Origin of the sequence: Actinophytocola gossypii, from assembly GCF_025165815.1 — a bacterium.
Lineage (GTDB): Bacteria > Actinomycetota > Actinomycetes > Mycobacteriales > Pseudonocardiaceae > Actinophytocola > Actinophytocola gossypii.
The window spans coordinates 194,125-208,300 of the sequence record NZ_JAFFZE010000019.1 but is presented as its reverse complement, the minus strand read 5'-3'; the positions used below and the strand labels follow the sequence as shown (position 1 = coordinate 208,300).

Sequence of the window (14,176 nt, the reverse complement as noted above, 5' to 3'; positions counted from 1 at the left end):
TCCCATCCGTCGACCGTCGTCGGTCGGGTGAATGGTAATCCCGGTCACTTCCGGTGTCGGCCGTCGGCGAGCCTGGCGCGCTCCTCGGCCGAGCCGAACCGGGCCACCGCGCGGTCCCGGATGAAGCCGAGCCCGTCCGGGGCGTGCATCCGCAGCCGCATCTGGTTGACGTCCGCCGGCACCTTCGACTGCGTCGCGCGGCTGACCAGGATCACCGTCAGGAACGCGACCGGCACCGTGACCAGCGCGGGCTGCAGCAGCAGCGCGGGCGCCCAGTTGCCGGTGAACCCGCTGACCGCGTTCAGCACCAGCGCCGCCAGTACCAGCCCGCCGCCGACCACCATGCCGGCCGCCGCGCCCACCGAGGTCAGCTTCCGCCACCACACCCCGAGCAGCAGCACCGGACAGAACGTGGACGCGGCCAGCGTGAACGACATGCCGACCGACAGCGAGATGTCCGACGGCCGCAGCACGATCGCCAGCGCCAGCGGTGCCCCGCCGGCGACCGCGGTGGCGAACCGGAAGTCCCGCACCCGCCCGCGCAGCACGTCCGTCGACAGCACTCCGGACACGCTGACCACCAGGCCCGACGAGGTGGACAGGAACGCCGCGAACGCGCCCGCGGTGAGCACCGCCGCCAGGATCGGCCCGAGGATGCCCGGCGCGAGCTTCGACGGCAGCTCGAGCACCGCCGCGTCGGTCCGGCCGGTCACCAGCAGCTCCGGCACGTACAGCCGGGACAGCGCGCCGAGCAGGATCGGGAACAGGTAGAACACGCCGAGCAGCAGCAGCACGTGCAGCGTGGTGCGCCGGGCCGCGCGGCCGTCGGGGTTGGTGTAGAAGCGGACCAGCACGTGCGGCAGGCCCATGGTGCCCAGGAACAGGGCCAGCATCAGCGAGTACGTGGCGAACACGTCCTCGCCGTCGCCGCTCGGCGCGAGCCACAGGTCGTTGGTCGGCGGCGCGCCGGCCACCACCGGCACCGAGGACCCGGCGAAGAAGCTCAGCTGGGTGTCGGCGTCCACCTCGTACGGGCTGCTCATCGGCGTCCAGTACACCGAGCCGCTGACCTCGTCGCCGTCCACCACCCCGTTGGCGGCCAGGTGCACCGGCTCGGTGACCTCCAGCAGCACCGGCGTGCGCACGTCGAGGGTGGTGTTCTCGGCGAAGGTCGGCGGCAGCGGTTCGGTCAGCCCGGTGGTCACACTGCCCCGGCCGCCCTCGCCGATGAACAGCACGCACAGCACGAACGTCGGCGCGGCGATCGCGAACAGCTTGAGCCAGTACTGGAACGCCTGCACCACGGTGACCGCGCGCATCCCGCCGCCGAACACGTTCGCGATCACCACGACCGTGACCAGTAACGCCCCCACCCAGTTCGGCGCGCCCGGCACGATCTTCGTGATCGACAGCCCGGCCGCCTGCAGCTGCGGGACGACGTAGAGGATGCCGATGAACACCACGAACGCGGCCGCGAGCCCGCGCAACGCCCGGGAGCCGAGCCGGGCCTCGCAGAAGTCGGGCAGCGTGTAGGCGCCGGAGCGGCGCAGTGGCGCGGCGACGAACAGCATCAGCGCCAGGTAGCCGACGGTGAACCCGACCGGGTACCAGAGCGCGTCGGCGCCGTCCTTGAGCACCAGGCCCGCGACGCCGATGAACGACGCCGCCGACAGGTACTCCCCCGACACCGCGGCCGCGTTGCGCCGGGAGCGGACCGTGCGGCGCGCGACCAGGAAGTCCTGGGTGGTGCTGGGTGAGCGCGAGGTGCGGTAGCCGAGGTAGAAGGTGGCGACGGCGACGAGCGCGATCCCGGCGACGGCCAAGATGTTCGCTTCCACGTCAGGGACGTCCCTATCCCAACAGAACCGCTACTTCTCCACCAACGCGACGAACGCCTGCTCCTGCCGTTCGGCCTTGGAGTTGTACCAGTACGCGACGCCGAACAACAACGGGAACGGCGCCACGCCGACCAGCAACCACGGCAACGGTACGCCCGCGACCGACACGTCGGTGAGCGCGGGGACGAAGTAGAACAAGGCGGGCAGGGCCGCGAGGTACGCCAGCACGATGCCCCCGAGCAGGACCGACCACTTCAGCTGGCTGCGGATGAAGTTGGTGACCAGCGCCTCGCCGTAGCTGGTCTGCTCCTCCAGCTCGACCACCGTGCGCAGCACCGTCACCGGCGCGCGGGAGTCCGCGAGCACCACCCGCTTGCGGCGCGGGGCGGTCGGCGGGTCCCGGTACGGCTTGCCCGGTTCCCTGCCGTCCCTGCCCGGCGGACCGGCCGCGTGCCGGTTCACACGCCGCCACGCCGGGTGATGCGGTCCTTGAGCTCGCGGGTGTGCCGGCGGCTGACCGGCAGCTTGCGCTCCTCCTCGCCGATGACGACGTGGTAGCCGTTGCCGCCGAGCTGCAGCTCGGTGATCAGGTTGATCGGTACCAGGTACGAGCGGTGGATCCGCACGAAGCCGGCCTTCTCCCAGCGTTCCTCCAGCTGCGCCAGCGGGATGCGCACCAGGTGCGAGCCCTCGTTGGTGAACAGCCGGGCGTAGTCGCCCTGCGCCTCGACCCAGCGGACCGAGGAGCGCGGGATCAGCTTGGTGGTGCCGGCCAGCTCGACCGGGATGACCTCGTCGTCGCTCGGCTCGGCGGCGGCGGTCGCCGCCGCGGCCTCGCCGGCCATGCCGTCGCCGCGCAGTTTGGAGATGACCCGCTGGACCGCGCGGTCCATCCTGGTCTGGTCGCACGGCTTGGGGATGAAGTCGACCGCGCCGAGCTCGAACGCCTCGACCGCGTCGTTGCCCTCGCCGTGCCCGGTGATGAACACCAGCACCGGCGACGGCTTGAAGCCGGCCAGCACCTTGGCCATCTCCATGCCGGTGAGCCCGGGCATCTTGAGGTCGGAGAACACGGCGTCGACGATCGGGCGGCCGGAGTCGCGGCGCGCGTTCAGCTCGGGATCGTCGCCGGCGAGGTGGCGCAGTGCCTCGGTGGCGTCGAACGCGGTGATCACGCGACGCACGTAGCGGTTGCCCTCCAGCCGTTCCAGCAGGAGGTCCATGCCGTCCTTCTCGTCGTCCACCGCCAGGACGACGAGACCAGGGGCGCTCGTTGAGGTAGTCACGGTGTGGTGCATCTTGCCGATCGGAAGAACCGGTTGTCCATGGTCGACGTCACGCTTACCTCCACCGGGTGACTCAAAGTCCGAAACGTGACCAGTTGGCACGGACCTCGACGGCCTCGACCGCGGCCAGCACCCGGTCGGCCGGGCTGAGCAGCCCGCCGGTCGGGCCGCCGAAGCCGAGCCGGGCCAGCAGCGGCCGCTTGGGCTCGGCCACGCTGATCTCCGCGTCCGGGTACCGCTCGGTGAGCACCGAGCGCACGGTGCCGACCCCGTCCACGAGCCCCAGCTCGGCGGCGCGGGTGCCGGTCCAGACCTCGCCGGAGAACAGCTCCTCGGTCTCCTGGAGCCGGTCGCCCCGGCGTTCCCGGACCCAGCCGACGAACTGGTCGTGCAGCTGGCCCTGCAGGCCCTTGAGCCACTCGACGTCCTCTTCCTTCTCCGGCCGGAAGGGGTCGAGGCGGACCTTGTGCGCGCCCGCGGTGTGCACGCGGCGCTCCACGCCGACCCGCTCGAGCAGGCCGGAGAGCCCGAACCCGGCGCTCACCACGCCGATCGAGCCGACCAGGGAGGAGTTGTGCGCGTAGATCTCGTCGGCGGCGCAGGCCAGCCAGTAGCCGCCGGAGGCCACGACGTCCTCGCAGAACGCGATGACCGGGACGTTCTTCTTGCCGGCCAGCTCCCGGATGCGCTCGGCGACCAGCGCGGACTGCGTCGGCGCGCCGCCCGGCGAGTTCACCGCGATCGCCACCGCCCGGAGGCGTTCGTGGTCGAACGCTCGGGTCAGCGCGGACTCGACGGTGTTGATGTTGATGGTGCCGCGCGCCAGCGGAGACGGCGTCGGGGTGATCACGCCGTGCAGCTTGACCACGGCGACGACGGGCTTGCCGGTTCCGCTCCGCTCGCCGAGCTTCGGCAGCCGCTGGACCAGCTTGTCGGTGACGCTGCTCATGACTCAACCGTATCCGGTTTGGCCGTCGAGCCTCCTGTACAGCGAGGAGGGGGAGCATGATTGGTACCGATCGCACCGGCGAGCGGACGTGGCGGGCCTGGTTGGGCGTCGGCGACTCGGCGTCGCTGACCCAGCTCGACCTGGCGGAGTTCGGGTCGGCGTCGGCGGCGCGCTCGTGGGTGGAGCAGCGGATCAGGGCGGTCAGGTCGCACCCGAACGTGTCGGTGTTCGGCTCGATCGACCTCGGCGAGTACGTCGGCACCCGCTGGGAGCCGGCCGCGGGGCCCGGGCTGGACGCCGACCTGGTGGACGGCCGGGTCCGCTGGCGCAGACCCGGCGAGTAGGGCTAGCGGGAGACCTGGGAGGGGACGTCCGGGGCGGCGTCCTCTTCCTGCTCCTCGTCGTCCAGGCCGAACTTGGGCAGGTCGGGGCGGACGCCGGGGAAGTACTTCGGAACGCGCAGGATGACCTTCATGCCGGCGCCGGGGGCGGTCTCGGCCATCAGCGCGTACTCGTCGCCGAACACCGAACGCATGCGCTGGTTGATGTTGCCGATGCCGACGTGCGAGCCGGTCTTGTGCGCGTCGCGCAGGTCGGCGAACAGGCGGTCGGCGTCCATGCCGACGCCGTCGTCCTCCACGCTGATCAGCGCCTCGTTGCCGTTGTCCTGGGCGACGACGGTGATGGTGCCGCCGCCGGGCTTCGGGGACAGGCCGTGCTGGACGGCGTTCTCCACCAGCGGCTGGAGCACCAGGAACGGGACCACGACCGACAGCACCTCGGGGGCGATCTTGATCCGCACGTTCAGCCGGTCGGCGTAGCGCTGGGACTGGATGGTCAGGTAGCGGTCGATGTTGCGCAGCTCCTCGGCCAGCGTGGTGAACTGGCCGGAGGTGCGGAACGAGTACCGGGTGAAGTCGGCGAACTCCTGCAGCAGGTCACGTGCCCGTTCCGGGTCGGTGCGGATCAGCGAGGAGATCGAGTTCAGCGCGTTGTAGAGGAAGTGCGGGGAGATCTGCGCGCGCAGCATCCGCACCTCGGCCTTGGCCAGTGCCTGCTTGGACTCGTCCAGCTTCGCCAGCTCCAGTTGGATGCTGACGAACTTCGCCACCTCGTCGGCGGCACGGATCAGGCGCTTGGAGTTGACGCCGCCGACCACGATCAGCGTGCCCTCGACGTGCCCGTCCGGGATCAGCGGGACGATCACGGCCGTCCGCATCGGGCAGCGGCCGCGCTGGTCGCAGTTGAGGTTCGTGTGGTGGATGTGTGCCCGCTGGCCGTTGCGGACCGCGACGTCGACCGCGCCGGTCAGGTCCTCGTAGTGCTCGTTGGCGCCGCCGTCCCAGGACAGCAGGTTCCCGTTCGCGTCGGTGATCCCGATGGCGACGCACTTGAGCATCTCCACCAGGTGCTTGACGGCCTGGTCGGCGGCCTCCTCGGTGAGCCCGCTGCGCATCGCCGGGGCCGCCTTGGACAGGCGCTGGACCGCGTCGAGCACGGCGTCGTCGATGGAGCCCTCCGACTTTCGCCCGCGCAGCAGCAACACGAGCAAGCCGACGGCGACGAGAATGGCGAGGACTCCCACCACGGCTCGGTCGGTCAACAGGTCGGTCACGCCTGTAATGCTCGACCGTACGTGCACCGCCTGGCAAGCGCCCCCTATTTGAGCAGCCGAGACATCCGACGATCGGCGAGTGGTTTGCCGCCGGTCTGGCAGGTCGGGCAGTACTGGAAGGCCTTGTCGGCGAACGAGACCTCGCGGACGGTGTCGCCGCAGACCGGGCACGGCATCCCGGTGCGGCCGTGCACCCGCAGGCCGGAGCGCTTCTCGCCCTTGAGCGTGGCCGCGTGCTGGCCGACCGAGCGGGTGACCGCGTCGGTGAGGATCGTGCGCATGGCGTCGTGGAGCGTGTCGACCGCGTCGTCGCCGAGCTTGCCGGCGGTGGCGTACGGGGAGAGGCGGGCCAGGTGCAGGATCTCGTCGGAGTAGGCGTTGCCGACCCCGGCCATGATCTTCTGGGTGGTCAGGGCCGTCTTGAGCCGCTCGGTGCGGCCGGCGAGGACGGCGGCGAGGTCGTCCCGGGTCATGGCCAGCACGTCCGGACCGAGTGCCGCGATGCCCGGCACGTCGGTCGGCTCGCGCACGATCCAGACGGCGAGGCCCTTCTTCGTACCGGCCTCGGTGAGGTCGAAGCCGGGGCCCTGGCCGGGCGGGCCGAGGTGCACGCGCAGCGCGAGCGGCCCCTTGCCACCCGGGCGCGGCGGGGCGGCGGAGAGGGTGTCGGCCCAGCGCAGCCAGCCGGCGCGGGCCAGGTGGATGACCAGGTGCAGGCCGTCGCAGTCGAGGTCGAGGAACTTGCCGTGCCGGCCGGTGGCGGTCAGCGTTCGGCCGTGCAGCTCGGTCCAGGGCGGGGTGACGGTCTTGAGCACGGCAAGGGAGGCGACGTCGACCCTGGTCACGGTGCGACCGACGCCGTGCTCGCGGATGTGCTGGGCGAGCGCCTCCACCTCGGGGAGTTCAGGCACGTACCCAGTCTCACCCGGCTACGCGACCAGTTGCAACGGACCCTCGATGCTCGGCTGCGACTCGACGGCGATGTTCTTGGCCACCCGCTTCATCTGGGAGCGCACGTTCATCATGCCGCGGACGCTGCCCTCCCACTTCTCGGTCGGGTCGCCCTCGCCGTCGTCCCCGGTCTCGGCGACGAGGCGCCAGGGGCGGCGCAACGCCCAGCGGGCCGGGAAGAAGAGGAAGGCCAGCAGGACCAACAGCACCACCCACAGGGGCACCACGAGCCCTTCGGGTGACCAGAGAACGAGGACCAGCCCGAGCCCGAGCACCAGCATCAGCAGCACGATCGCCGCCGCGCCGCCGACGGCGACGTCGTGCTCGAACTCGTCGGAGTCGTCCGTCCGCCATTCCATCTGGCCGTGCAGGGTCCACACACGTCCGTCCGCGCCGCGCACCACGCGCGTCATTGAGGCCTCCCGGCGCCGAGCATGGTCGGGAACATCAGGGTCAATGATGACGTACCGAGGTGGGGCGACGCACCCGTCAGGGGCCGTCCGGGGTAGAGGCGAGCGGGGTAGATTCAACCGTTCGGGGGGTCGGCTGTCCCCCACTCGGGGTCGACGTGGGCTGGGTGTAGGTCGTGGTCTCGGTGGTCACGCGGGTCTGGTCGGCGGCGTTGACCTCGGTGACGGTCGTGGTCTCGTACACGACGGTGGCGCCGTTGGTGGTCTCGGTGCGCCGTTCGACGGTCTCCTCGCGGTAGCGGATCGGGGAGGTCTCGTCGAAGGTTCCGGTGCTGACGAGCGGGGTGTCGATGCGGGCGCCGGTGTCGTCGGTGGTGCCGCTGGCGGGGGCCGGCGGCTGGTCCGAGGTCGGCCGGACGGGGTCGTCGGCGGGTTGTTCGTCGCGGGTCTGCCGGGTGTGGCGCGGGGCCTCGGCGTGCGTGGTGAGCTCGCCCTCGGCGGCGCGGAGCGTGGAGGAGGTCGAGGAGGGCGGGTCGGAGATGTTGAGTTCGACCCCGCGCTTGCCGGCGAGGTCGACGGGGGCGTGCGGGCCGTCACCGGTCGAGGTGACGGAGACGAAGCCGAGGACACCGATGGCCGCCGCCGAGCCGAGCGCGAGGACGACCTGGGCCTTCGTGGTGGCGAGGACGCCCTTGAGCGCGGTCAGCCCGCCGACCTTGACGACGGAGGCGGTGGTCCCGGTGGCCACGCCGACACCGGCCGCGGTAGCCGTCCCGCCCCCGACGGCGGTGCCAGCGGTCGCGGCGCCAGCGGTCGCGGCGGTACCGGCGGTACCGGCTGTGGCGGCGCCGGCTTCGGCGGCGAGGTGGGCGGCGGTGGCGCCGGCGGCGAAGGCGGCCGGGAGGGCGAGGTACGCGGCGTGCGCACGCAGGCCGGAGCAGACGTCGCGGAGTTCGGCGTGCATGGCGGTGCAGGAGGGGCAGCCCGCGAGGTGGGCCCGGATGCGCCGGTGCTCGATGCCCCTGGTGCTGCCCGCGGTGTAGGCGCCGAGCTTCTCCAGTACCGAGCGGCAGCCGGTGGCGTGCCGGTCGGCGGCGAGGTGGGCCTGCAGGTAGGCGGCCCGGAGCCCCTGGCGGGCACGCCGGGCGAGCGCGGCGGTGGCGTTGGGGCTGAGCCCGAAGTTCGTGGCCACCACGGCCGGGCGCTCGCCCTCGACCTCCATCTTCCAGAGCACCCTGCGCCACCGCTCCGGCAGGCTGGTGAACGCCCTGCGGATCAGGTTCCGCTCGGTGAAGGCACCACTGGTGTCCGGGTTGGACGGCGCGCGGTTGGTCAGCTCCTCGTCGGAGACCGGGACGTCCCGCCGCCGCAGGCTCCACTCGAGCGCGACCCGCCGAACGACGATCAGCAGGTAGGCGCGCACGTTGTCCACCGGACCGGAGCCGCGCCGGATGGCCTGCAGGACGCGGAAGAAGGCCTCCGCGGTCAGGTCCTCGGCCTCCGCCCGGTCGTTCACCAACCCGATGGCGAGCCGGTACACGGCGGTGGAGTGACGGGAGAACAGCTGCCCGAAGGCCGCGTCCTCACCGGCGCGCAGCCGGGCCAGTAACGTACGGTCCTCCGAGGTCGGATCGTCCGCCCCGGTCACTCTCGGAACCTCGCCGGTCATGGAACCCGGCACCTCCTCCCGGCCGCCACGGGAATTGGCTCAACATGCCACAGGAGGGTTTCCCGTGGTCGACAAACGTTAAGAACGGGAAGGCGATACCGTCGAACGTCGTGGGCTGTTCGGCCTCACCCGGACGGCCGAACGGCGTAGCGAACTCCCCTTCTTGGCCGCTCGCAGCCGTCCGCTAGACTTGCCGCGAGCAATGCGGACGTAGCGCAGCTGGTAGCGCATCACCTTGCCAAGGTGAGGGTCGCGGGTTCGAGTCCCGTCGTCCGCTCCACGATGACCTCCCCTATGCGGACGATGAGCTACTCGGAGTCCAGGGCTCGTTAACCCGAGACTCTCGACTCGGTCGTCAACGACCGCGAGGAAGTCGTGATCACCCGTGCTGGTCACGAACCCGTGGTGATGGTGTCGCTCGACGACTACGAGTCGTTGAAGGAGACCGCGTACTTGCTTCGCAGTCCGGAGAACGCACGCGATCGCCGACGACGAGATCCGGGTCGCGGCCTGCCGCTACCACTACGGCGGGTAACGCCGGGCGGGGACGAAGGGTGGAGCAGCCGCCCAGCCGACGGCGGTCACACCCGGTCCTCGTACCCGGTACGACGGCGCCCGTGGTAACAACGTCGCCATGGGGTGGCAGGAACGCTTCCGCGAGCTCGGCGAGCAGCTCACCAGCGGGCAGATCACGACCGACGAGTACCGGGAGCGCAGTGCGGCGATCCTGGCCGAAGCCGACAAAGAGGCCGCCAAGGTGCACATTCCGCGCTCCGCCGCCTGGGAGGCTCCCTCCGGCGAGATGACGCAGATCGTCGGCACGCGGGACGAGACCACGATCGTGAACAACCCGAAAAACTAGGCCGCGCGCCGGTCGCCAAACCGGCTTTGGAATGGTATGTACCGTCGCCGCTCCGGCGGACGCCCGAACTCGCGCGGAGGAAGACCGGTCGTGACCAGCACCGTGGTGAAGCAGGACGACGCCGACGCGGCGGCCGAACCCGGCCCGCCCGCGTCCCGCTGGCGGGAGCGGCTCACCGACACCAACATCGCGCGCCTGGTCGAGTTGCTCGCCCTGGTGCCCGTCGTGGCCATGATCATGGAAGTGGCCCGGGCGGGGAAGTTGCAGTGGCTCGACTACTGGTACGTCCTGATCCGGATCACCAACCCCGACGGCTCGTTCCGCCCGCTGGGCGTGTTCACCCCGCAGAACGAGCACCCGTTGATCATCCCGTCGCTGCTCTACTGGCTCGACGCCAAGCTCGCCGACGGGGACAACCGCGTACTCGGCTACCTGGTCATCGTCGTCGCCGGGGCCACGGTCCTGCTCCTGCGGGCGGTGCTGCCGAGGTCACTTCCCCCGCTCGCGCGGGCCGGGCTAGTGGTCGCCGCCTCCGCGCTGGTCTTCAGCCTGCAGGGCATGCACATGTTCGTGCGCTCGATGAGTGGCGCCGCGTGGCTGACCGCGAACCTCATCGTCGTCGCCTCGCTGCTGTTCGCGGCCAAGGGCAAGTGGTGGCCCGCCTGGGTCGCCGGGGTCCTCGCCAGTGCCAGCTACGGCACCGCGTTCGCGCTCTGGCCCGCGCTCGCGCTGCTGGCGATCCTGCGCAGGGAACGCTGGACCTACCGGGTCACACCGCTCGGCATCGGTGTCGTCATCATCGGGATCTGGTACGCGCTCAAACCCAACGACTGGGTCGGCGGCACCCCGGCCAACGACATCGGCTCGCTGCTGTTCACCTTCCTCACCATCCTCGGGAAGATGTGGACCGCGACCGTACCCGGCTTCGCGGTCGTCGCCGGCGCGCTGACGCTCGTCGTCTACACGATCCTCGCCACCAACCGGACCGCGCAGCAGCCCGCGCTGCGGTTCTGGTGGGCGCTCGCCTGCTACGGCGTGCTCGCCTGCGGCATGACCGGCATGGCCCGGATGGACTTCGGCGCCGAGTTCGGCCTGGAGAGCCGGTATTCCTCGATCGCCGTGATCGCTGCGATCCCGCTGCTCGTGATCACGTCCGTGGTGATCTACCGGGGTGTCCGGCGCAACGCGCAGAAGATCGCGGCCATGGCGGTCGGCATCGGCGTCATCGGCTTCACGCTCGGCGTGCCGACCGCGACCGACCTCCGGAACAAGATCCGGGAGCACCCGCTGGAGGCGGTCGCGATCCGGGCCGGCTACGGCGACACGCTCGGCCCGGTGCTGCCCAGGGAGGACGAGCTCGAGCCCGACCTGCGCGCGCTGTCGCACTACCCGTTCAACGACTCGTTCTCCCTCGGCTGCGGCGGCCCCGAACTGGGCTCCACGATCGATGTGGGCGACGCGGAGCCGCTGCCCGCGCCCGGCACGCGCGCCCCGTTCGAGCCGGTGGGCGTGGTCAACAGCATCGACGACCGGGGCGAGGCCCACCTGATCACCGGCTGGGCGACCGGCGGCGCCCACCGCGAGGCCGACCAGGTCAGTTGCGTTCTCGTCGTGGACGGGAACGGCAAGGTCGTCGGCGGCGGCGTGAGCGGACAGCCACGCGGCGACGTCACCGCCACGTACTGGGAGCTGTCCCCCAACGTAGGCTTCAAACTGATCGGCCCCGTCACCGACGAGACACGCATCGTGGTCGTCTACGACAGCGGTGCCATGCGCTGGCTGCCGCCCGAGGTCACCGACACCGGAGACTGAGAATGAGTATCGAAGCAATACCCGAGGTGCGCGTCAGCGTCCTGATCCCGGTCAAGGACGAGGAGGCGACGCTGCGCATCCTGCTGGGCGAGATCGACGCCGCCTTCGCCACGATGCCCGAGACCGAGTACGAAGTGATCTTCGTCGACGACGGCAGCACGGACCGCAGCTGGCCGGTGATGTGCGAGCTGGCGCGGGACAGCGAGCGGGTGCGCGCGCTGCGGCTGCGGCGCAACTTCGGCAAGGCCGCCGCGCTCGCCGCCGCCGTCGACGAGGCCCGAGGCGAGTTGGTCGTCACCATGGACGCCGACCTGCAGGACGACCCGGCCGAGGTGCCGCGCCTGCTCGCCGAGCTCGAGGACGGCGCGGACCTGGTCTCCGGGCACAAGGCCGACCGCAAGGACCCGCTGGGCAAGCGGATCCCGTCGAAGTTCTTCAACAAGATGACCGGCGTGATCACCGGGCTCAAGCTCAACGACCACAACTGCGGCCTCAAGGCGGCGCGCACCGAGGTCTACCGGCGGGTGCCGCTCTACGGCGAGCTGCACCGCTACATCCCCGCGCTCGCGCACCAGAGCGGCTACAAGGTCCGCGAGCTGGCGGTCAACCACCGGCCGCGCGAGCACGGCAGGTCCAAGTACGGCTTCGAGAGATACGTGCGCGGCGCCATCGACCTGCTGACCGTCATGACGATCACCAAGTACGGCCGCCGCCCGGCGCACCTGTTCGGCGGGCTCGGCCTGGCGTCCGGGCTGCTCGGGTTCGTCCTGCTGGCCTACCTGACCGTCGTGAAGCTCTTCGGCGGCGAGGCCATCGGCGATCGGCCGCTGCTGATGCTGGGTATCCTGCTGGTCATCCTCGGTGTGCAGATGATCTCGATCGGGTTGATCGCCGAGATCGTGCTGCACCGCACGGCCAACCGCCGCGAGGCGACCGAGCTGATCGCGGAACGGACGAAGACCCTCGAGCCGGCCGACGTGGCCGAGCCGGCGAAACCTTTGGGAGCGAAATGAGCGGCATCCGGGGCGCCTACGTGACCGGTGTGCGAACCGTCCGCAAGGCGGCCGACAAGGCCGGGCTGCTGACGAAGCTGGAGCGCAGCGACTCGGCGAAGGTGCGGCACCTGGCCACGCTGTTCTCGATCCACGACGCCACCGAGATGGTCCGGATGGACATGGCGTGGTGGAGCTACCCGGCGATGCGGCGGGTGGAGGAGTTCCTCGCCGACCGGCCGGAGGCGCGGATCTTCGAGTACGGCGCCGGGGCGAGCACCCTGTGGCTGGCCAAGCGCGCCGGCCAGGTCGACAGCGTCGAGCACGACACCCAGTGGGCCGAGGTGGTCCGCGAGATGGTGGCGGGCGCGTCCGTGGGGAACGTGAAGCTGCACGCCGTCGCGCCGACCGCGGCCACCGCCGACACCGTCGTGCGCTCCAACCGCGTCGGCCACACCGATCTGGACTTCGCCGACTACGTGTCCACGATCGACCAGGTCGGCGGCCCGTTCGACCTGATCGTGGTGGACGGCCGGGCCAGGGTCGACGCGTTCCGCCGGGCACTGGACCACCTGGCCGACGGCGGCGTGGTGGTGTTCGACAACATCAAGCGCAAGCGGTACTGGGACGTGGTGTCCGTGCTGCCCGGCCTGCGGATCGAGCTGCTCAAGGGCGGCACGCCGACGCTGCCGTACCCGACCACGACCGGGCTGATCTGGCGTGACTGAGCAGGCCGCGCCGGCACCGCCACGACCGAGCAGGCGAGCGGACCTGCTCGCCGTGGTGTTCGTGGTGGTGGCGGTCGGCCTGGCCGGCTGGGCACTGCGCGACCAGCTGCCGGACGTGGTCGACTCGCTCGGCGAGATCGGCTGGTGGCGGATGGTGCTCGCGCTGGCCGCGACCGTGCTGGGGTTGCTGGCCACCGCGGAGGTGTGGAAGCACTGCCTGGCGGCGCTCGGTTCGAAGGTCGGGTCGCCCGCGGCGCGGCGGATCTTCTTCCCCGCGCAGGCCGGGAAGTACCTGCCGGGCTCGATCTGGCCGTTCCTGGCGCAGATGAAGTTCGCCCGCGAGCACGGGGTGCCCGGCGGGTTGGCGCTGCTGGCCGGTTCGGTGTTCCTGGTGGTGCACGCGGTGACGTCGGTGCTGGTCGGGGCGCTGTTGCTGATCAGCCAGCCGAGCCTGGTGAACCAGTTCGGCTGGGCCGGGGTGTGCATCCCGTTGGCGTTGGTGCTGCTGCACCCGAAGGTGGTCAACGCGCTGGCCCGCAAGCTGGCCGGGCGGTCCGGGGTGGAGCCGCCGGTGCTGCGGTGGCGGCACCTGGTGGCGCCGATCGCGTGGATGTTCCCGGCGTGGCTGGGGTACGGGCTCGGCGGGTACCTGCTGGCCGACCCGTTCACGGACTCGGTCGTGGTGCTGGCGCTGGTGTGCACGGGCGCGTTCGCGCTCGGGTGGATCGTCGGGCTCGTGGTGTTCATCGCGCCGGCGGGTGTGGGGGCGCGGGAGGCCGTGCTGATCCTCGCCCTGACCCCGCTGACCGGCGTGGCCGCCGCGACGACGGTCAGCCTGGTGCTGCGCGTGGCGCACACCGTGGCGGACGTGGTGCTGGCGCTGCGTTACGGCCTGGCCCGGGTGCGCCGCAAGGAGCGGCCGAGCGAGGTCACCACGGGCTGAGCCCGGCTCAGCTGGCGATCACGTCCGGCACTCGTTCCACGCCGACGAAGTCCTCGGCGTTCCTGCTCAGCAGCGGCAACTGGTGCGCTGCGGCCATGGCCGCGATCCGCAGGTCCGTCCG

Annotated in this window: 14 protein-coding genes, 1 tRNA gene and 1 pseudogene; 8 read left to right on the top strand and 8 right to left on the bottom strand. The window is 71.1% G+C overall.

The window, feature by feature from the left end; genetic code table 11:
* Positions 1-44: 44 nt before the first annotated feature.
* From JT362_RS26295 to JT362_RS26280, 4 genes are all read right to left on the bottom strand, one after another.
* On the bottom strand, positions 45-1,838 hold the full coding sequence (locus JT362_RS26295; RefSeq protein WP_260194431.1) for a sodium/solute symporter: 1,794 nt from the start codon (positions 1,836-1,838) through the stop codon (positions 45-47).
* A gap of 30 nt (positions 1,839-1,868) precedes the next feature.
* Positions 1,869-2,300 (bottom strand): hypothetical protein, encoded by a 432-nt coding sequence (locus JT362_RS26290; RefSeq protein ID WP_260194429.1) that lies wholly within the window; start codon positions 2,298-2,300, stop codon positions 1,869-1,871.
* Positions 2,297-3,136: a LytR/AlgR family response regulator transcription factor gene (locus tag JT362_RS26285; RefSeq protein ID WP_260194428.1), complete on the bottom strand. Its 840-nt coding sequence runs from the start codon at positions 3,134-3,136 to the stop codon at positions 2,297-2,299. The genes JT362_RS26290 and JT362_RS26285 overlap by 4 nt, the downstream gene beginning before the upstream one ends.
* A gap of 61 nt (positions 3,137-3,197) precedes the next feature.
* The gene (locus JT362_RS26280) at positions 3,198-4,073 is read right to left on the bottom strand and encodes a S49 family peptidase (protein ID WP_260194427.1); all 876 of its coding nucleotides are present in this window, start codon (positions 4,071-4,073) and stop codon (positions 3,198-3,200) included.
* Between the two features lie 56 nt (positions 4,074-4,129).
* Here JT362_RS26280 and JT362_RS26275 point away from each other — a divergent pair, with 56 nt between their 5' ends.
* Complete coding sequence (locus JT362_RS26275; protein ID WP_260194425.1) at positions 4,130-4,417, top strand: hypothetical protein; 288 nt, start codon at positions 4,130-4,132, stop codon at positions 4,415-4,417.
* 2 nt (positions 4,418-4,419) lie between these two features.
* On the opposite strand, the gene JT362_RS26270 is transcribed toward JT362_RS26275, so the two are convergent.
* The 4 genes from JT362_RS26270 to JT362_RS26255 all read right to left on the bottom strand — a co-directional run bounded on the left by JT362_RS26270 (position 4,420) and on the right by JT362_RS26255 (position 8,718).
* The gene (locus tag JT362_RS26270) at positions 4,420-5,697 is read right to left on the bottom strand and encodes a histidine kinase (RefSeq protein ID WP_375546565.1); all 1,278 of its coding nucleotides are present in this window, start codon (positions 5,695-5,697) and stop codon (positions 4,420-4,422) included.
* A 35-nt stretch (positions 5,698-5,732) separates the two neighbouring features.
* The gene (locus JT362_RS26265) at positions 5,733-6,599 is read right to left on the bottom strand and encodes an Fpg/Nei family DNA glycosylase (RefSeq protein WP_260194423.1); all 867 of its coding nucleotides are present in this window, start codon (positions 6,597-6,599) and stop codon (positions 5,733-5,735) included.
* Positions 6,600-6,617: 18 nt separating this feature from the next.
* Positions 6,618-7,052, bottom strand: a complete 435-nt coding sequence (locus JT362_RS26260; protein ID WP_260194421.1) for a DUF983 domain-containing protein — start codon at positions 7,050-7,052, stop codon at positions 6,618-6,620.
* 76 nt (positions 7,053-7,128) lie between these two features.
* Positions 7,129-8,718, bottom strand: coding sequence for a sigma-70 family RNA polymerase sigma factor (locus tag JT362_RS26255; protein ID WP_260194420.1), 1,590 nt, complete (start codon positions 8,716-8,718; stop codon positions 7,129-7,131).
* A 204-nt stretch (positions 8,719-8,922) separates the two neighbouring features.
* Here JT362_RS26255 and JT362_RS26250 point away from each other — a divergent pair.
* From JT362_RS26250 to JT362_RS26220, 7 genes and pseudogenes are all read left to right on the top strand, one after another.
* A tRNA-Gly gene (locus tag JT362_RS26250) sits at positions 8,923-8,998 on the top strand.
* A gap of 68 nt (positions 8,999-9,066) precedes the next feature.
* Positions 9,067-9,342 (top strand): annotated as a pseudogene (locus JT362_RS26245) (type II toxin-antitoxin system Phd/YefM family antitoxin); the annotation flags it as partial.
* A gap of 10 nt (positions 9,343-9,352) precedes the next feature.
* Positions 9,353-9,580 (top strand): DUF1707 domain-containing protein, encoded by a 228-nt coding sequence (locus JT362_RS26240; RefSeq protein WP_260194418.1) that lies wholly within the window; start codon positions 9,353-9,355, stop codon positions 9,578-9,580.
* 90 nt (positions 9,581-9,670) lie between these two features.
* Entirely contained in the window at positions 9,671-11,392 is a 1,722-nt protein-coding gene (locus tag JT362_RS26235) for a hypothetical protein (RefSeq protein ID WP_260194416.1), read from the top strand.
* A gap of 2 nt (positions 11,393-11,394) precedes the next feature.
* Positions 11,395-12,405, top strand: coding sequence for a glycosyltransferase family 2 protein (locus JT362_RS26230; protein ID WP_260194414.1), 1,011 nt, complete (start codon positions 11,395-11,397; stop codon positions 12,403-12,405).
* Positions 12,402-13,112, top strand: coding sequence for a class I SAM-dependent methyltransferase (locus JT362_RS26225; RefSeq protein ID WP_260194413.1), 711 nt, complete (start codon positions 12,402-12,404; stop codon positions 13,110-13,112). Before JT362_RS26230 ends, JT362_RS26225 begins: the two co-directional genes overlap by 4 nt.
* A complete protein-coding gene (locus JT362_RS26220) occupies positions 13,105-14,055 on the top strand; it encodes a lysylphosphatidylglycerol synthase domain-containing protein (RefSeq protein ID WP_260194412.1) in 951 nt (316 codons plus the stop codon). The genes JT362_RS26225 and JT362_RS26220 overlap by 8 nt, the downstream gene beginning before the upstream one ends.
* The last annotated feature ends 121 nt before the right edge of the window (positions 14,056-14,176 follow it).